This is a genomic window from Duganella kummerowiae (assembly GCF_053572355.1).
Window position 1 is genome coordinate 312,322 of sequence record NZ_JBKFEH010000002.1, and the last position, 18,098, is coordinate 330,419.

The 18,098-nt window shown below is 64.4% G+C and carries 16 protein-coding genes; 5 read left to right on the top strand and 11 right to left on the bottom strand.

Annotated features, from left to right (window positions below):
- Positions 1–28: 28 nt before the first annotated feature.
- From ACLB1G_RS02175 to ACLB1G_RS02220, 10 genes are all read right to left on the bottom strand, one after another.
- Positions 29–877, bottom strand: a complete 849-nt coding sequence (locus ACLB1G_RS02175; RefSeq protein ID WP_491625528.1) for an aldo/keto reductase — start codon at positions 875–877, stop codon at positions 29–31.
- Between the two features lie 87 nt (positions 878–964).
- Positions 965–1,396, bottom strand: coding sequence for an RcnB family protein (locus ACLB1G_RS02180; RefSeq protein WP_491625529.1), 432 nt, complete (start codon positions 1,394–1,396; stop codon positions 965–967).
- Positions 1,397–1,492: 96 nt separating this feature from the next.
- Entirely contained in the window at positions 1,493–3,103 is a 1,611-nt protein-coding gene (locus tag ACLB1G_RS02185) for a carboxylesterase/lipase family protein (protein ID WP_491625530.1), read from the bottom strand.
- Positions 3,100–3,645: a nucleotidyltransferase family protein gene (locus ACLB1G_RS02190; protein ID WP_491625670.1), complete on the bottom strand. Its 546-nt coding sequence runs from the start codon at positions 3,643–3,645 to the stop codon at positions 3,100–3,102. Before ACLB1G_RS02190 ends, ACLB1G_RS02185 begins: the two co-directional genes overlap by 4 nt.
- Positions 3,646–3,689: 44 nt before the next feature.
- Positions 3,690–4,412 carry an ABC transporter ATP-binding protein gene (locus ACLB1G_RS02195; protein WP_491625531.1) on the bottom strand — a complete coding sequence of 241 codons (723 nt, stop codon included), beginning with the start codon at positions 4,410–4,412 and terminating at the stop codon, positions 3,690–3,692.
- A 96-nt stretch (positions 4,413–4,508) separates the two neighbouring features.
- The gene (locus ACLB1G_RS02200) at positions 4,509–6,449 is read right to left on the bottom strand and encodes a branched-chain amino acid ABC transporter ATP-binding protein/permease (RefSeq protein WP_491625532.1); all 1,941 of its coding nucleotides are present in this window, start codon (positions 6,447–6,449) and stop codon (positions 4,509–4,511) included.
- Between the two features lie 2 nt (positions 6,450–6,451).
- Positions 6,452–7,342, bottom strand: a complete 891-nt coding sequence (locus ACLB1G_RS02205) for a branched-chain amino acid ABC transporter permease (protein ID WP_491625533.1) — start codon at positions 7,340–7,342, stop codon at positions 6,452–6,454.
- A 78-nt stretch (positions 7,343–7,420) separates the two neighbouring features.
- Positions 7,421–8,578: an ABC transporter substrate-binding protein gene (locus tag ACLB1G_RS02210; protein WP_491625534.1), complete on the bottom strand. Its 1,158-nt coding sequence runs from the start codon at positions 8,576–8,578 to the stop codon at positions 7,421–7,423.
- Positions 8,579–8,723: 145 nt separating this feature from the next.
- A complete protein-coding gene (locus ACLB1G_RS02215; RefSeq protein WP_491625535.1) occupies positions 8,724–9,248 on the bottom strand; it encodes a tetratricopeptide repeat protein in 525 nt (174 codons plus the stop codon).
- A 17-nt stretch (positions 9,249–9,265) separates the two neighbouring features.
- Positions 9,266–11,242, bottom strand: coding sequence for a bifunctional 2',3'-cyclic-nucleotide 2'-phosphodiesterase/3'-nucleotidase (locus tag ACLB1G_RS02220; RefSeq protein ID WP_491625536.1), 1,977 nt, complete (start codon positions 11,240–11,242; stop codon positions 9,266–9,268).
- Positions 11,243–11,478: 236 nt separating this feature from the next.
- Here ACLB1G_RS02220 and prfB point away from each other — a divergent pair.
- The 3 genes from prfB (at position 11,479) to lysS (ending at position 14,835) form a co-directional block, all read left to right on the top strand.
- Positions 11,479–12,583 (top strand): peptide chain release factor 2 gene (prfB, locus tag ACLB1G_RS02225; protein ID WP_491625537.1). Its coding sequence is split into 2 segments (ribosomal slippage): positions 11,479–11,559 and positions 11,561–12,583, totalling 1,104 coding nucleotides; the frame shifts between segments, so codons are not numbered across the junction.
- A gap of 4 nt (positions 12,584–12,587) precedes the next feature.
- Positions 12,588–13,280 carry an HAD family hydrolase gene (locus tag ACLB1G_RS02230; protein ID WP_491625538.1) on the top strand — a complete coding sequence of 231 codons (693 nt, stop codon included), beginning with the start codon at positions 12,588–12,590 and terminating at the stop codon, positions 13,278–13,280.
- A gap of 25 nt (positions 13,281–13,305) precedes the next feature.
- A complete protein-coding gene (gene lysS, locus ACLB1G_RS02235; RefSeq protein WP_491625539.1) occupies positions 13,306–14,835 on the top strand; it encodes a lysine--tRNA ligase in 1,530 nt (509 codons plus the stop codon).
- A gap of 73 nt (positions 14,836–14,908) precedes the next feature.
- Here lysS and ppnN read toward each other — a convergent pair whose 3' ends face one another.
- The gene (ppnN, locus tag ACLB1G_RS02240) at positions 14,909–16,279 is read right to left on the bottom strand and encodes a nucleotide 5'-monophosphate nucleosidase PpnN (protein WP_491625540.1); all 1,371 of its coding nucleotides are present in this window, start codon (positions 16,277–16,279) and stop codon (positions 14,909–14,911) included.
- Here ppnN and ACLB1G_RS02245 point away from each other — a divergent pair.
- Both ACLB1G_RS02245 and ACLB1G_RS02250 read left to right on the top strand, forming a co-directional pair.
- On the top strand, positions 16,278–16,547 hold the full coding sequence (locus ACLB1G_RS02245) for a hypothetical protein (protein ID WP_491625541.1): 270 nt from the start codon (positions 16,278–16,280) through the stop codon (positions 16,545–16,547). The two genes, ppnN and ACLB1G_RS02245, sit on opposite strands and share 2 nt — an antisense overlap.
- Before the next feature lie 10 nt (positions 16,548–16,557).
- A complete protein-coding gene (locus ACLB1G_RS02250) occupies positions 16,558–18,054 on the top strand; it encodes a peptide MFS transporter (RefSeq protein ID WP_491625542.1) in 1,497 nt (498 codons plus the stop codon).
- Positions 18,055–18,098: the final 44 nt, after the last annotated feature.

Here is an 18,098-nt window from a genome sequence, read left to right on the forward strand (position 1 = left end):
GCCCGGCTAGTGTCCTGAATGGGAAGTTCTAGCGCATGTCCAAGGGCCGGGCCTTGCGCGGCGGCGGGAAGACCTTGTCCAGCGCTGCCAGGTTTTCCGGCGTCAGCACCAGGTCGGCGGCGGCGCGGTTGACGCGTACATGGACCGGATCGGCGGCCTTGGGAATGGCCAGCACACCGTCCTGACGCAGCACCCAGGCCAGCGCGACCTGGGCCGGCTTGACCTTGTGCGAGGCGGCGATGGCCTGCAGGGTGGGATTGTTCAACATGGCCTTTTGTTCGCGGCCCACGGATTCCAGCGGCGAATAGGCCATCACCGGCATGCCGCGCTCGCGGCACCAGGGCAGCAGGTCGAACTCGATGCCGCGCCTGGACAGGTTGTACAGCACCTGGTCGGTAGCGATGGCCTGGTCGGGCGCCAGGCGCTCCAGCTGCTTCATGCCATCGATATCGAAATTGCTGACGCCGTAGTCGCGTATCTTTCCGGCCTGCTTGAGCGCTTCGAAGCCCTTGATGGTCTCTTCCAGCGGCACCGCGCCGGGCCAGTGCAGCAAATACAAATCGATGTAGTCAGTACGCAGGCGGCGCAGGCTGCGCTCGCAAGCTTGCTGGATGCCGTGGAAATCGGCATTGTGGGGATAGACCTTGGTGACCAGGAATACTTCCGTGCGGCGCCCTTCGATGGCGTCCGCCACCACCAGTTCGGCGCCGCCCTCGGCATACATCTCGGCCGTGTCGATCAGGGTCATGCCCAGGTCCAGGCCCAGCTTCAGGGCGTCCACCTCCTGCTGCTTGCGGTGATCCTGTTCGCCCATGTACCAGGTGCCCTGGCCCAGCACGGGAACCAGGACGCCGGATGGCAAGCTCAAATGCTTCATTGTCGTTCCTCCGGTGCTAATGCGTTGCCAACTTTATCACGCTGGGCGCAAACACGCAGGATGGAACGATATGCTTAATTAATCTGCTTAATTACTCAGCAGCAGGCTGGCGATGATGCCGGTGGTGATCGCCACCAGCACATAGTCACCGCCGGTTTGCACCCAGTGGTAGCCGCGCGGCGGGGCGCTCAGGTGGTGGGCACGCCAGTCGTCCACCACGTACTGGCGGCCCCGGTATTCGGCCGGCAGGCGGCCGCCCTTGTACAGATTGTGGCGCGGGCCGGCGCCGCGGTGTTCGCCACGGTCCGCCGTCGGACGGTAATCGTAGCGGTCGTTGCGGCGCTCGCCACGGTCATCCCGGCGATCGTCATGCCGGTCATTGCGGCGCTCATCGCGGCGGTCATCCTGGCGATGGCCCTGGTCGCGGCCACGGTCCGGGCCACGGTCTTGCGCCTGCGCGGCGCCGATGGCGCCCAGATAGGCGCTCAACAGCGCGGTGGCGATGATTTTCCTGTTCATCTCAGCTCCTCGGTGGGAAGGTCCATGATAGAACCACTATAGCTGCAACGCCGCTGGCCCTCCGTTCGCTGACGTACAAAATTGCAGTCCCGGCCATCAAGGCTTTACCTGGCGCTCCTGGAATGCATGGCGCGCCCCATCGTTGGCGGCGATGGTTTTGGGCTGCACGTCCAGCACCATCAGCGGCGAGCCTTCACCTGCGCCCTGGCTGGCCGTGATGGCTGGCCATTGCGGCAGGCCGGCGCCGTTCGGGTTGCCGGTCTTGATGAAATTGGCGAAGTAAGCCTGCATTTTGCGAGACACTACGCGGTCATGGTCGGTCCAGGCGTAAACCTGGTTGCTGTCCAGGTTACCCAAGGCGTACTCGATTTCGGCGGAGTGCGCGGCGCCCCTGGAGGCCGGACCGCCGGCCCTGGTGGCCGGGCGCGGATGCACGTAGTAGTAGCGGTAGGTGGGCTGGCCGCTGGTGCGGGCATGGGTGTCTATCCATTTCCAGGTGCCGAAGGCGATGAACATGTCGCTGGCCAGGTGTGTCGCCGCCACCTCCACCGGTCCGGCGTAGGCCTGGCGGGCGGCGCCGGCCTGATCGCCATAGAAGCGCTGGAGGGCGGCGGTGAAATTCTCCTCGGTGGGAGGATTGTCGCCCAGGATGTTCCTGGCATGGCCTTCGGCCGAGTTCCAGCCCGCCAGCAGCGGCACGCGGGCCTGCTCACCCGCAGCATAGATGTCTCTCGGAGCGCGCGGCAGGAAATAGCCATCGGTGATGGCACTGAAGCGCGGCATGCCGGGCTTGGCCGACAGCTCCAGCAATTGCTGGGCGGGCAGCGCGCGCAGCGCCGCGAGGCCGTCCGCGCCTGCCGCCTGGGCGAATTTCATGCCTTCCCGCTCGGCGTACTCCAGCGGCGCCAGCGGCATGGCGCCTAGCAGCGCGCCGCTCTCGCCGATGGCCCCTGCAATGGTGTCCCTGGCCAGCGGGGAAGCCATCTGGGCGCTGACCGAGAACGAGCCCGCCGACTCGCCGGCAATGGTGACGCGCTGCGGATCACCGCCGAACGCCGCGATATTCCTGCGCACCCATTGCAGGGCCGCCGCCTGGTCCATCAGGCCGTAATTGCCGGAAGCCTTATGAGGCGATTCCGCCGTCAACTCCGGATGGGCGAAGAAACCGAACACGTTCAGGCGGTAATTGACGGTGAGCGCGACAATCCCGCGTGCGGCCATGCTGGCGCCATCGTAGCGCGGCTCGGAGCCGTCGCCGGCCATGAAGCCGCCGCCGTAGAAATAGACCAGCACCGGCAGTTTCTTGCCAGCCGCGCCAGGCGGGGTCCAGACGTTGAGGTACAAACAATCCTCGCTGACGCCGTCGGAGCGGAACACCATGTCGCTGAATAGAGGCAGCTGCATGGCGCGCGGCCCGAAATGATCAGTCTTGCGCACGCCCTGCCACGGCGCCACCGGCTGCGGCGCCTTCCAGCGCAGTTGGCCGACCGGCGGCGCGGCGTACGGTATGCCCTTGAACGCGCGCACGCCGTTGGCTTCCAAGGTCCCTTGCAGGGCGCCGTCGGCGATATCGACGCGCAGCGTACCGACGCCCGGCGTATCGACGCCCGGCTTACCGACGCCCGGCGTATCAGAGGCGGCGTAGCTGGATGCCGCCAGCAGCATGGCGGGGATGGCATAGGCATAGGCATAGCGTATGGTTTTCATGTTACTCCAGTGGATAATATCTGCAGCTGGGGCCAGCGCTCCCTGAAGCGCTTGGCGGCCACCCGCTGCTGGAATGTGGCGGCGTCGGCCCTGGCGGGATTATGCCGCACGCGCAGTGCAAACAAGTCGTCCAGCCCATGCGGGGCGACGATACCCATGCTGTCGTCATCGTTCAGGGTGACGCCCACGCAGGTGGCGTACTCCGGCCAGGTGGCCACGCCCTCCTCCAGTGAGCGCAGCGGGGCGACGTGCCGGCCCAACTGCGCCAGGAACCACCCGTGCACGGTGGCCTGGTTGGTCACGTCCCACTGCACCCCGGGCCGGCGGCTGCGCAGCAGCGCTGCCAGTTCGGCATCGCGCTCCGGTCCGCCTGCCGCATCGAAATACACCACGTCGATATCGTCACTGCTCGTGGCGTCCACACCGTGCAGCCGGTCCCAGACCAGGTTGCGCACCGCGCCCGCGCCTATGCACCAGGACGACAAGCCCAGCGCACGTACCTCCGCCAGCAGCGCCATCAGCTCTTGCGATCCCCTGACGATGGCGGTCAGTCGCTGGCGTAAAGCCTCTTCCCTTTGCGCACCGTTCAATGGCCGCCGCCCAGATAGGCGGCGACCACCTTGGGATCGGTTTTCAGGCTGTCGGCCGGGCCGTGCACGGAAATGGCGCCGTTCTCCAGCACATAGCCATAGTCGGCCACGTTCAGCGCGGCGGCGGCGAACTGTTCGACCAGCAGCATGGTCACGCCTTCCGCCTTGAGGCGCGTGATGATGCGAAACACTTCCTCGACCAGGATGGGCGCCAGTCCCATCGACGGCTCATCCAGGAGGATCACCTCCGGGTTGAGCATGACGGCGCGCGCCATGGCCAGCATTTGCTGTTCGCCGCCGGACAGGGTGCCGGCCAGCTGGCCCTGGCGTTCCTTCAGGCGCGGGAACAGTTCCAGCGCCTTTTCGAGGTCCCGCTTGATGTCGCCCTTGGGACGCGAGCGGGTAAAGCGCGGGAAGGCCCCCAGCAGCAAATTGTCGGTCACCGTCATGGAAGCGAACACGCGCCGGCCTTCCGGCGAATGCGCCAGCCCGGCGCGCGCGATCTTGTGGGAGTCGTCGCCGGTGATGTCCTTGCCGTCCAACGTGACCTTGCCGCTCTTGGGCTTGATCATGCCGGAAATGGCGCGCATGGTGGTGGTCTTGCCGGCGCCGTTGGAGCCGATCAGCGTCACCAGCTTGCCTTTCGGGACGTCCAGCGAAATGCCATGCAGGACTTCGACTTTGCCGTAGGCGGCGTGCAGGTTGGAGATCGATAGCATGCCTCTTCCTTTGCAGGTTATTTCAAGATGAGCGTGGGTAGGCGCCGCGACGAAGACAGTGCGCCTGCACGGCGAGGAGCGGCAACGACGCCATGGTCATTTTGAAATGACCTGCGCGGGCTGGGCGCCGCCCAGGTAGGCTTCGATCACCTTGGGATCGTTCTGCACGGCGGCCGGTTTGCCTTCCGCGATCTTCTGGCCAAAGTCCAGCACCGTGACCGTGTCGGACAGCGCCATCACCACGTCCATGTGGTGCTCGATCAGGATGATGGTGATGCCGTGCGCGCGGATCTTGCGTATGATGGCCATCAGTTCCTTGATGTCGGGCGCGGTCAGCCCGGCCGCCGGTTCATCGAGCAGCAGCAGGCGCGGGCTCAGTCCCAGGGCGCGGCCTATCTCCAGCAGCCGCTGCTTACCATACGGGAGGTTGCGCGCCTCCTCGTTGGCCATGTCCGCCAGGCCGACAAACTCCAGGATGCTGGCGGCCCGCTCGCGCGCGGCCTTTTCCTCGCGCCGGTAGCGTGGGGTCTGCAGCATCACGTCCAGCACATTGGAGCGGAAGGTGTTGTGCAGCCCGACCAGCACGTTTTCGGTCGCGGTCATCTCGCCGAACAACTGCACGTTCTGGAAGGTGCGCGCCACGCCGCCCAGCGCGATCTGCGACGGCGTGCGGCCCGAGATCACGGCGCCAGCGAACGACACGCTGCCCGCCGTGGGACGATAAATCCCCGTCAGCACATTCATCATGGTGCTCTTGCCGGAGCCGTTGGGGCCGATCAGCCCATGCACGGAACCCTGCAGCACGTTCAGGTCCACCTGGTTCAGGGCCTTGAGGCCGCCGAACTGCATCAGGATCTGCTCCACCGCCAGCAAGGTCTGCCCCACGGCGCCGCCCTGGGCCTGCGGGAACGGCTCGGCGCCATGGCCGGCCACGGACAGTGACTTGTCGTGCGACGGCCCCTTGTCCAGCAGGCCGCGCAGGTAGCCGACGATGCCATCCTGCAGGTAGTAGACGACGAACAGCGTCATCAGCCCGAAGATGGTCAGGCGCCAGTCGACGATATTCTCCAGGTGGAAGGAGAACGCCGCCATGCCGATGGTCGCCACCAGCGGCACCAGCACGCCGCGCACGGTGCTGCGCCCGCGCGCCAGCGCCACGCCGGAACCGATCACGCCCAGCACGGCCGCCGCCACCGCGATCTTGCGGAACAGTTCGATATCAGCCAGCAGGCTGGGCAACATCACCACGATCAGCGCGCCGATCAGCGCGCCGGAACGCGTCTTGCGTCCACCCATGATCACGGCCAGCAGGAACAGGATGGTGAGCTCGAAGTTATATGTGTTGGGCGAGATGTACTCCTCCGAATACGCATACAGCGAGCCGGCCAGCCCCGCGAAGCCGGCGCTGATCACGAAAGCATATACCTTGTAGCGATACACCGAGACGCCCATGCAGTCGGACGCGATCGGACTGTCGCGCAGCGCCTCGAAGGCGCGTCCCAGGTTGGACTTGAGGATACGGTGCACCACGATCAGCGACAGCACCATCAGCGCCGCCACCAGATAATAAAAGCCCACCTCGCCCATCTTCTGCCCGAAGAATTCCGGCTTGGCCAGCTTGATGCCCATCGGCCCCTCGGTCAGGAAGCTCATCTCGTTGATGAGGATCTGGATGATGGTGCCAAAGGCCAGCGTCACCATGGCGAGATAGGGACCAGTGACGCGCAAGGCCGGCAGCGCCAGCACGGCGCCAAACACGGCGGCGCACACCACGCTGGCTGGCAGCGCCACCCAGAACGGCATGCCCAGCTTGAAGAACAGCACCCCGCTGACATAGGAGCCGATGCCGAACAGGCCCGCGTGCCCCAGCGACACCTGCCCCGTGTAGCCCACCACGATGTCCAGCCCGAACAGCAGGATGGCGTAGATCAGGATGGTCTCGAACAGGTGGATGTAATAGGGATTGGTGATCAGCACCGGGTACAGCACCAGCACCGCCAGTCCCGCCACGCTAGCCGCGATCAGTGTTTTGGTCATGGTCAGACTTTCTTGATAGCGGCCTTGCCGAACAGGCCGGACGGCTTCACGGCCAGCACCAGCAGCAGGAGCAGCAAGCCCGGGACTTCCTTGTAGCCGGTCGAGATGTAATAGCCTGTGGTGGTCTCGGCGATGCCCAGTATCAGCCCGCCGACGACGGCGCCCACGCCCGAGGTCAGGCCGCCGATGATGGCCACCGCGAACGCCTTCAGGCCCAGCGAGGCGCCCATGGTGGCGCCGGTCAGGGTCAGCGGCGCCACCAACACGCCGGCGAAGGCCGCCGTGGCCGACGACAGCGCGTACGAGAAGGTGATCACCATGCGCGTGTTGATGCCCATCAGGCCGGCCGCGTCGCGGTCGTTGGCGGTGGCCACCACCGCCTTGCCGTAGATGGATTTGCGGTTGAACAGTTCGACCGCCAGCATCATGGCCAGCGCCCCGGCCACCACGGCGATCTGCATGGGCTGCACGTTGGCGCCCAGCACCTGCAGCGGCGCGGAACTGAGCGGCGAGGGGAAGGTCAGGTCATCCTTGCCCCAGATATTCTCGGCCACATTCTTGAAGATGATGGCCAGCGCGATGGTGGACATGATCCAGCCGAATTCGGACTTGATCCTGATCGCCGGGCGCACCCCTATCCATTCCACGAACACGCCCTGCAGCGCGCCAAAGGCCAGCACCACCGGTATCATCAGCAGATAGCCCATGTAGGGCCCGCCGTGGATATTGCTGACCAGGCTGAGGCCGACCAGGGCGCCCAGCATCAGCGACTCGCCCTGGCCGAAGTTCAGGGTGCCGGAAGTCGCAAACGTGAGTTGATAGCCGAACGCGATCACGGCATAGATCATGCCGAGCGCGATCCCGCTCAATACCAGTTGCAGCAAGATGTCCATGGTTCCCTCTGGGGCGACAAGAAAAAGGCCAGTCTTGAAGTGCTCAAGGCTGGCCGTTGGTGCGTGTGGCGGCGGGCCTTACTTGGCCAGGACCACCTTGCCATCCTTGACCTCGCCGAACACCGTGATGGCGGCGTCGATGGCCTCGTGGTCATCCTTGCTGTACGGTTTCTTGTAGGTGGTGACCACGCCCTCCACCGTCTCGTTCAGGTTTTCCAGCGCATTCTTCACGGCCGGGCCGTCCGTGGTGCCGGCCTGCTTGATGGCGGCCGCCAGCAGGTAGATGGAATCGTAGCCCTGGGCCGCCGACACCGGCGACGGCATGCGGTCGCCGGCCGGCTTGTAGGCCTTGATGTAGGCGTCGATGAAGGCCTTGCGCTTGGGCGTGTTCGGATCCTGGATGAAGGTCTGCGGCATGCGGGTGCCGTTGCCGTTCTTGCCGGCGTTGTCGATGAAGTTGGCCATGGACAGGGTCCAGCTGCCGATCAGCGGCACCTTCCAGCCCAGCTTCTCCATGCCGTTGGCGATCTGCGCCAGTTCGGGGCCGATGCCGTAGGTGAGCACGACCTCGGCGCCGGCCTGCTTGGCTTTCAGCAGCTGGGCCGTCATGTCGACGTCCTTGAGGTTGTATTTCTCGACCGCGACCGCCTTCAGGCCTTTTTTATCCAGCGCCTTTTCCAGGTCCTCGCGGCCCAGCTGGCCGTAGTTGGTGGAGTCGGCCAGGATGGCGACCTTCTTGAACTTGCGGCGCGTGACCGCTTCCTCCACGATCATGGAAGACTGGATCTGGTCGCTGGCGGAATTGCGGAAGATGTAGTTCTCCGGCTTGTCGGCAAACTGTTTGGTGATGATGGAGCCGGTGGCGACGTTGTTCATCACCGGGATTTTCGCGTCCTGGTAGAAGCGCTGCGAAGCCAGGGCCACGCCGGTGTTGATGTAGCCAACCGTGGCCACCACCTTTTCCTTGTTGATCAGTTCCTGGGCGATCTGCACGCCGCGCTCGTTCTTGGCTTCGTCATCGCGCTCGATGAGCTGGATCTGGCGGCCCAGGATGCCGCCCTTGGCGTTGATTTCGGCGGCAGCCAGCTTGACGCCGTCGCGCATGGACACGCCCATGGGCGCGGAACCGCCGGTGAAGGGGCCGGCCACGCCAATCCGTATGGGCTCGGCCGCCTGGGCCGCTGCCGTGAAACCGAGAACCAAGCTTGCTGCGATCAACTTCCGTGCGAAATTCATCTGCCGTCTCCTTGTCACCACGATTTTTATGATAGTCGGAGGGTCGTTGCAGCTGGAAAGCCGCCCCCATCGATGGCCCATTGTAGGTTAGTAGATCGACAGCAGCAACACATACGTGTGCGGCATCGCAGCAAGGAGCGACGGCCTAAAGGTCAGGGGTGCGGTGCTGGAGTGCGTGGGCAGCCACCCGCATATGGGCCTCGGCCAGCGCCTCGTTGCGATCGAAGCCCATGGAGCCGTCGCGCAGGCCGATGGCCATCGCCATCACGGCTTCGGGATAATCGAGGTCGGCCGCCTTCTCTATCCAGCGCCGCGCCGATTGTTCGTCGCGCGGCACGCCGTCGCCGCTCAGGTACATATTCGCCAGCACGAACATGGCGGCCGGCAGCGCGCGCTCGGCGGCGTAGCGCAGGCAGCGCGCAGCGCTCCTGGCATCGCGCTTGACCGCCATGCCATTCTTGTACATCAGGCCCAGGTAATAGCTGGCCAGCGGATCGCCGGCCTGCGCCGCACCGCTGAACAACTTGAACGCCTTGGGCAGGTTCTGCGCCACGGTGGCGCTGCCGCGCAGGTACAAACGGGCATCCTCGATCGCGCCGGCATGGACCTGGCCACAGGCCAGCGCCGCCGCTGCCACCCACGTCATCACCCATGCCATCGCGCGCACCATACGCCCTCCCCGTGCACTCATTTGGACAAATCGACCGCGTACAAAGCAAAACCCTTGCCCGCGCCATCGTCGTCCTTGAGCAGGCTGACGTTGTCCAAGCCGGCCGCGCGCGCCAGGTCCAGTACGCCGGGTGCCGTATGGAACAGCACAGGTCCCTTGGTGCGCACCGGCTGGAAGCGCCAGCTGCGCGCCGCACCGTTGGCGGCGCGGCTGACCTGCTTGACGCGCTGAATGTAGGCGATCAGCACGTCGCGGCTGGCGTCGGGCGAGGCCAGTACAGTGCGGGTGCCGTCCAGGCCGGGGAAATTACCGCCGCCATTGGCGCGGTAATTGTTGGTGGCGACCAGGAATTCCTGTTTCGCTCCTACCGCCTTGCCCTGGTAGCGCAGGTCCACGATGCGTTTGCCCACCGGCTGGGTGACGTCGATGCGGTAGCCCAGGTCCGGGTCGGACGGCATGTCGAAATTGAAGCCGAAGAAGGCAGTGTCGACCAGCTCCTGCGGCTCGCTGCGCGACGGATCGATACGGCGGAAGCGCTCGGCCGACTTTTCCAGCCATGCTTTCAGGCCCGCGCCATCCACCTTCACCGCATACAGGGCGTTCGGATACAGGTACAGGTCGGCCGCGTTGTTCAGCGCCAGGCCGCCGGCCTTCACATCCGTGTAGTCGCCCGGCCCGGCCGAGCCGCTCTTGAACGGCGCCGACACCGACAGCACCGGCAGCGCGGCATATTGCGGCAGACTGGCCTGCACGTAGCGGCGCACGTAGTCGGCCTGGGCCTGGTTCACCAGCTGGATGGCGCTGACGTCGCCCAGGTCGGCGAAATACGAGGTCATGCGATAGTCGCTGCTGCCCACCGGCGTTTGCACATAGCGTATGGTGGCTTCATGCTCATCTTTCACCAGGGCGGCGATGGCCGGATCGGGCTCCACGTAGCGTCCGGCGCCCAGCTGGATGGGACGCGCCTCCACCGTGGTCTGGTCCTGGTCCACCAGCCAACGCCGGCCGTCGTGGCGCAAGTGCAGGCCGATCACGCCCAGGTGCTTGCCCCACAGGTTGGCCATCACGGTCGGTACGCCGTGGACGAAGCCCCTGGCCTTGTCCACGCCGGGCAGGTCGAAGGCCGGGAAGGTGCTGGCGGCGTTGGGGAACAGCTGGTGCGCATGGCCGATCAGCATGGCGTCGATGCCGGGCACCTGGGCCAGATAGTAGCTGGCGTCCTCCATGCCCGGCTCGTAGGGCGCGCCACTCAAACCGCCGTGGGCGATGGCGATCACCAGGTCGGCGCCCTGGGCGCGCATCTCGGGGATGTATTTTTGCGCGGTCTCGCGCACGCCTTCGGCATAGACCTTGTCCTTGAGCCAGCGCTTGTCCCATTCCAGCACCCCGGGCGGCGTGAAGCCGATGATGCCTATCCTGATGGTGGCCGTGACGGGCTGGCCATCGGCTCCAGTGGCCTTCAACTGGCGTTCCAGAATGCGGTAAGGTTCGAACAATGGCTGTCTGGTCCGCATGCTGTAGATATTGGCCAGCACGATGGGGAAAGCGGGACCGGCGCAGCGCGGCCGGGCCGGATCGAGGCTGTCGACCTGCAACCGGCTGCCGGTCACCTGGCTCAGGTAAGCCAGGCCGTAGTTGAATTCGTGGTTGCCGACCCCGGCGCCATCCACCCCAACCGCGTTCATGGCCTTGTAGATGGCCAGGGTCTGGCCGCAGCCGACCGGCGCCACCAGCGCCTGGTAATCGGCCAGCGCCGTGCCCTGGATGGCGTCGCCGTTATCGAGCAGCAGGGTGTTGGGGAATTCAGCGCGCGCCTGGCGTATCAGGGCGGCGGTGCGCTCCAGGCCCATGGAGGGATCGGCCTTGAGCTTGTAATAATCATAACTGAGCACAGTCGCGTGCAGGTCGGTGGTTTCCAGCACGGCCAGGGTGGCGCGGATACCGGCTGCCGGCACGGCCCATATCGGCGCGCAGGCCAGCAGCAAAGCGGACATCACCAGACGACGGGGGTAGGGGCGCATGGGTTATAAATTACCTAGGATGCGCAGCATGATACGCACAGCGGCACACGCCAGCAAGCTTCCAAGGTGGTAGCGCCGCTCGAATTTTGTATCATGTGGCGCAAATGCCAAGCTTGCACAACAATTCAGCAGCCCGCTTTCCCCTACAGGGCGGCGGCGGCCATAGGGTATAATCCAAGGTTTGATTTCAGCCACAGAAAAGATAAAACATGGAAGCCGAACGCATCAACTCCCTCTCCGCCCTGCTCGCCGATCTGACGACCCGCGAAGCCGAACTTCGGAGGTATCTTTGACTTCGACAAGAAGGCAGAGAAACTCGAACAACTGAACGGCGAACTGGAAGATCCCGCCGTCTGGAACGATCCTAAAAAAGCCCAGGAAATGGGCAAGGAAAAGAAATCGCTTGAAGCCGTGGTCGAGGCTCTGACCAAGGCCGAAGCGGACCTGCGCGACATGGGCGACCTGTTCGACATGGCGCGCGAGGAAGGCGACGATGACACGCTGGAAGCCCTGATCGAAGACGCCGAAGGCGTGCGCAAGGTCATCGAGGGCATGGAATTCCGCCGCATGTTCAGCAACCCCATGGACCCGAACAACTGCTTCATCGACATCCAGGCCGGCGCCGGCGGCACCGAGGCCCAGGACTGGGCTTCCATGCTGCTGCGCCAATACCTGCGCTATTGCGAGCGCAAGGGCTTCAAGGTCGAGATCATGGAGCAGTCCGACGGCGAGGTGGCCGGCATCAAGACCGCCACCCTGAAGGTGGAGGGCGAATACGCCTACGGCTTCCTGCGCACCGAAACCGGCGTGCACCGCCTGGTGCGCAAGTCGCCGTTCGACTCGGCCGGCGGCCGCCATACTTCGTTCGTGTCGCTGTTCGTGTACCCGGAAGTGGATGACTCCATCGATATCGAGATCAACCCGGCCGACCTGCGCATCGACACCTACCGCGCCTCCGGCGCCGGTGGCCAGCACATCAACAAGACCGACTCCGCCGTGCGCCTTACCCACAACCCGACAGGTATCGTGGTGCAGTGCCAAAACGACCGTTCCCAGCACCGCAACAAGGCCGAAGCCATGGACATGCTGAAGGCCAAACTGTACGAACTGGAACTGCGCAAGCGCATGAGCGAGCAGCAGAAGCTGGAAGACTCCAAGACCGACGTCGGCTGGGGCCACCAGATCCGCTCCTATGTGCTGGACCAGTCGCGCATCAAGGACTTGCGCACCAACTTCGAGACCGGCAACACCAAGGGCGTGCTGGACGGCGACCTGGACGACTTCATTTCCGCTTCCCTGAAGCAGGGCGTATAAACCGATGAGCAAACAGCGCGCATTGATCTTCGACATGGACGGCACCATCGTCGACAACATGGCTTTCCACACCAAGTCCTGGCTGGCCTTCTTCGAACGGCGCGGCCAGGTGCTGGACCCGGACGCCTTCTTCCGTGATTCGGCCGGCCGCCAGGGCCATGAGATCATGCGCGGCTACCTGGGCCAGCACCTGACGGCGGAAGAAATCGCCCTGCTCGACCACGAGAAGGAAACCCTGTACCGCGAGCTGTACGCGCCGCACCTGGCCGCCACGCCAGGATTCGAGCAATTCATCGCGGGCGCCAAGGCCCAGGGCATCAAACTGGCGGTGGCCACCGCCGCGCCGCCGGACAATATCGATTTCACCCTGGACGGCCTGGACCTGCGCAAGCAGTTCGACGCCATCGCCGGCGCCGCCGACGTCGCGCGCGGCAAGCCGCACCCGGACGTGTTCCTGCTGGCCGCCGAGCGCGCCGGCGCCCTGCCAGCCGACAGCATCGTGTTCGAAGACGCGCCGCTGGGCGTGGAAGCGGCGCGCCGCGCCGGCATGCGCGCGGTGGTGCTGACCACCACCCTGCCGGCCGAGGCCTTCGCCGAATTCGACAACGTGATCTGCATCGCCCCCGACTTCAGCGCGCTCGATATCGACGCCCTGTTCGCAGCGGAAGCGCGCAGCACGGCAGCCGCCACCAACTAATCACCTCAACACAGAAACAAAGACCATGACTACGGATCTGCAAGAACTAGCCGCCGCGCCAGACGAGAACAAGATCATCGCGGAACGCCGCGCCAAGCTGGCCGCCATCCGCGCCGAAGGCGTCGCCTTCCCGAACGACTTCAAGCCCGAGCACAAGGCCGCCGACCTGCACGCGCAGTACGGGCAGAAGACGCGCGAGGAACTGGAAGCCGAACCGGTGGCCGTGGTGCTGGCCGGCCGCATGATGCTCAAGCGCGAAGCGGGCAAGAAGGCCGCCTTCGCCACCCTGCAGGACGCGTCCGGCCCGCGCGCCGACGGCCGCATCCAGATCTACGCCACCCTGGACCTGACCGGCGAAGCCGCCATGGCCGCCCTGCACCACTACGACCTGGGCGACATCCTGGGCGTCAAGGGCACGCTGTTCAAGACCAAGACCGACGAGCTGACCATCAAGGTCACCGAGCTGCGCCTGATCACCAAGTCGCTGCGCCCGCTGCCGGACAAGTTCCACGGCCTGGCCGACCAGGAGACCAAGTACCGCCAGCGCTACGTCGACCTGATCATGAACGAGGAAACGCGCCGCACCTTCAAGGCCCGCACCGCCGCCATGTCGTCGATCCGCCGCTTCATGGAAAAGAACGGCTTCATGGAAGTCGAGACCCCCATGCTGCACACCATCCCTGGCGGCGCGGCGGCCAAGCCCTTCATCACCCACCACAACGCGCTGGACATGCAGATGTTCCTGCGCATCGCGCCCGAGCTGTACCTGAAGCGCCTGGTGGTGGGCGGCTTCGAGCGCGTGTTCGAGATCAACCGCAACTTCCGCAATGAAGGCGTGTCGATCCGCCACAACCCCGAATTCACCATGATGGAGTTCTACGCCGCCTACACCGACTACAAGTGGCTGATGGACTTCACCGAGGCCGTGATACGCCAGGCCGCCATCGACGCCCACGGCACCGCCGAGCTGACCTACGGCGGCCGCGCGCTGGACCTGTCCAAGCCCTTCCACCGCCTGACCATCGTGGAGGCGATCAACAAGTACGCGCCCGGCTATACCGCCGAGCAGCTGAACGATGCGGAATTCATCAAGCGGGAGCTGCTGAAGTTCGGCGTCAAGCCGCACGCGCACTCCGGCCTGGGCGCGCTGCAGCTGGCGCTGTTCGAGGAAACCGCCGAAGCGCAGCTGTGGGAGCCGACCTACATCATCGACTACCCGGTCGAAGTGTCGCCGCTGGCGCGCGCCTCCGACACCCGCGAGGGCATCACCGAGCGCTTCGAACTGTTCATGGTAGGCCGCGAGATCGCCAACGGCTTCTCCGAGCTGAACGACGCCGAAGACCAGGCCGCCCGCTTCCAGGCCCAGGTGGCGGCCAAGGACGCCGGCGACGAGGAAGCCATGTACTACGACGCCGACTACATCCGCGCGCTGGAATACGGCATGCCGCCGGCCGGCGGCTGCGGCATCGGCATCGACCGCCTGATGATGATCATCACCGACTCGCCCAACATCCGCGACGTGCTGCTGTTCCCGCACCTGCGCCGCGAGGAGTAATACAAAGGCCGCTGCGAGCGGCCTTTGTTTTCACCGGAAGACGACACCAAGGCCGTATCCAGCGGCCTTTGTTTTACTGTATTACCCGGTAGCAGGGCGTGTACGGCTTGCCGGCCAGTTTCATCCGGCTTTGCGCCACGAAAGACGCCAGCAGCGCGTCCATGGGTCCCATGATCTGCCGGTCGCCGTGGATCTCGAAGTGACCGTACTTCTCGATGGCGCGTATGCCCTCTTCCTTCACATTGCCTGCCACCACGCCCGAGAAGGCGCGCCGCAGCTGCGCCGCCAGCAGGTGCACCGGCTGGTTCTTGTGCAGGCTCAGGTTGCGCATGTTCTCGTGCGTGGGCGCGAACGGGCGCTGGAATTCCTGGTCTATCTTCAGGCTCCAGTTGTAATAGTAAGCGTCGCTGCGGGCCTTGCGGAATTCGCGCACCTGCTTGATCCCTGCCTGCATCTCGCGCGCCACCAGTTCCGGATCGTCGACGATGATCTTGTAGCGCTGCTGCGCCTGCGGGCCCAGGGTGTCGTGGATGAACTGGTTGATCTGCACGAAGTACTCGCGCGAGCTTTCCGGTCCGGTGAACACCAGCGGGAACGGGATCTCGGCGTTATCCGGATGCAGCAGGATGCCCAGGATGTACAGGATTTCCTCGGCCGTGCCGGCCCCGCCCGGGAATACCACGATGCCGTGGCCGGTGCGCACGAAGGCTTCCAGGCGCTTCTCGATGTCCGGCATGATCACCAGGTCGTTGACGATGGGGTTGGGCGATTCGGCCGCGATGATGCCCGGCTCCGTGATCCCCAGGTAGCGGCCCGCGCCCAGGCGCTGCTTGGCGTGGCCTATGGTGGCGCCCTTCATCGGGCCTTTCATGGCCCCAGGGCCGCAGCCGGTGCAGATGTCCAGCCCGCGCAAGCCCATCTGGTAACCCACTTCCTTGGAGTAGTTGTACTCGGCGCGGTTGATCGAGTGGCCGCCCCAGCACACCACCATGTTGGGGTTCAGCATGGGTTTGAGCACCCCGGCATTGCGCAGGATGTGGAATACCGCGTCGGTAATGCCCTCGGTGGCGTTCAGGTCGAACTTGGGATTGTCCGTCACCTCGTTGCTGACGAAGACGATATCGCGCAGCACGGCAAACAGCTGCTCGTGTATGCCCTTGATCATCTTGCCGTCCACGAAAGCGGTGGCCGGGGCGCCCTTGATATCGAGCTTGATGCCGCGCTCGCGCTGGATGATGCTGATCGAGAACGACTTGTAGCGCTCCAGCAGTTCCTTTCCATCGTCGATAGTGCTGCCGCAATTGAGCACCGCCAGGGCGCAATTGCGGAATATGGTGTACAGGCCGCCCTGGCTGGTGTCCAGCAGCTTGTTGACTTCTGCTTTGGACAAAATCTCCAGCTGGCCTTCGGGCGAGATCAGGGTATCGACAACGTCATGTTCCATGATGCGTAAGTCCTTTATTCAGTTTCGCTGCGGCGTGCGCTGCCCGCAGTGCCAATATACGACAACTTGGCAACATTGGCTAATCCGCCTGGAAACTTACGCTGCACAGCACAAATTGAATTTTCGGCCTGCAGCGGTTGAAAAGCTGTTGCCTGCCGCGCTTTGTGGATTAAAATGGCGCGCCTATCGGAATCCGGCAGGCGGCGCCTCATCCACAAGACAAGGCGCTGCGGCCGGATATTGTTTATTTACCGTCGATTACGTTTAGGAGGAACCGCATGAGCGGTGCTACCACCACCAAGGAAGTTGCCATTCCTGAGTTCAAGCAGATCATGGGGCACCCCGCTCCATTGTGGATGTTGTTCATGACCGAGTTCTGGGAACGCTTTGCGTTCTACGGCATCCGCTGGGCCCTGGTGCTTTATGTCGTGGCACAGTTCTACAACGGCGATCCGTCCGGCCAGTCGGCCGCCAACCTGATCTACGGTTCCTACCTGGCGGTAGTGTATGCCGCCGCCCTGTTCGGCGGCTACGTGGCCGACCGCGTGCTGGGTTACCAGCGCTCCATCCTGATCGGCGCCGCATTCATGGCCGCCGGCCTGTTCCTGATCGCCGTCCCGGACCAGAACGTGTTCAAGTTCGGCCTGGCCACCATCATCGTCGGCAACGGCCTGTTCAAGCCTAACATTTCCACCATGGTCGGCAAGCTGTACAGCACCGGCGACGAACGCCGCGATTCCGGCTTCACCATTTTCTACATGGGCATCAACTCCGGCGCCCTGGTCGCCCCCGTGCTGACCGAATACCTGGCCACCACCGTGTTCGGCATCAACAACATGCCCGCTTATAAAGTGGTGTTCATGTCGGCCGGCGTCGGCATGCTGATTTCGCTGGTGTGGTTCTTCATCGGCCGCCAGGGGCTGAAGGGCATAGGCGCGCCCGAACCGCAAGCACGCGATCCCAAGCGCATGGTCTACGTGGTGCTGGGTGCGCTGTGCGTGATCCCGGTGGTCTACCTGCTGCTGGCGGCTGGCGCCAAGAACCTGCAGGTGGTGCTGTCCATCCTGTTCGTCATCCTGGCCGTGATGCTGCTGGTGGAAGGCATCCGCAATGGCAAGGTGGCGCGCGACAAGGTGATCGCCATGCTGCTGATCTTCTTCTTCAACATCATGTTCTGGATGTTCTTCGAGCAGGCCGGCAGCTCGTTCACCTTCCTGGCCGAGAACATCGTCAACCGCGTGATGTTCGGCTGGACCTTCCCGACCGCCTGGTTCCAGACCGTGAACTCGATCGCCATCATCGTGTTCGCGCCCATCGTGGCGCTGGTGTGGGTGGGACTGGGCCGCGCCAATCCGTCCATCCCGCGCAAGTTCGGCCTCGGCCTGCTGTTCAATGCGTCCGCCTTTGCGCTGCTGATGTATGCGCTGTCCATGCTGGTGGACGTCAACAACAAGATCCCGTTCTGGACCCTGGCCATGGTGTATGTGCTGCAGTCCATCGGCGAGTTGTGCCTGTCGCCCATCGGCCTGTCGATGGTGACCAAGCTGGCGCCGGTGCGCCTGGTGGGCCTGGGCATGGGCGGCTGGTTCCTGTCCACCGGTATCGGCAACAACCTGTCCGGCATCTTCGCCTCGGCCGTGAGCGGCGAGGAAGGCATGTCGGTAGCTTCGGCGCTGAGCGGCTACACCATGGGCTTCTACTCCCTGCTGGCGGCCGGCGTGATTTTGTTCCTGATCGCCCCGCTGATCCAGAAGCTGATGCACGGCGTGAAGTAATCCTGATCGCCACATTCCAAGCCGCAGCGGATGCTGCGGCTTTT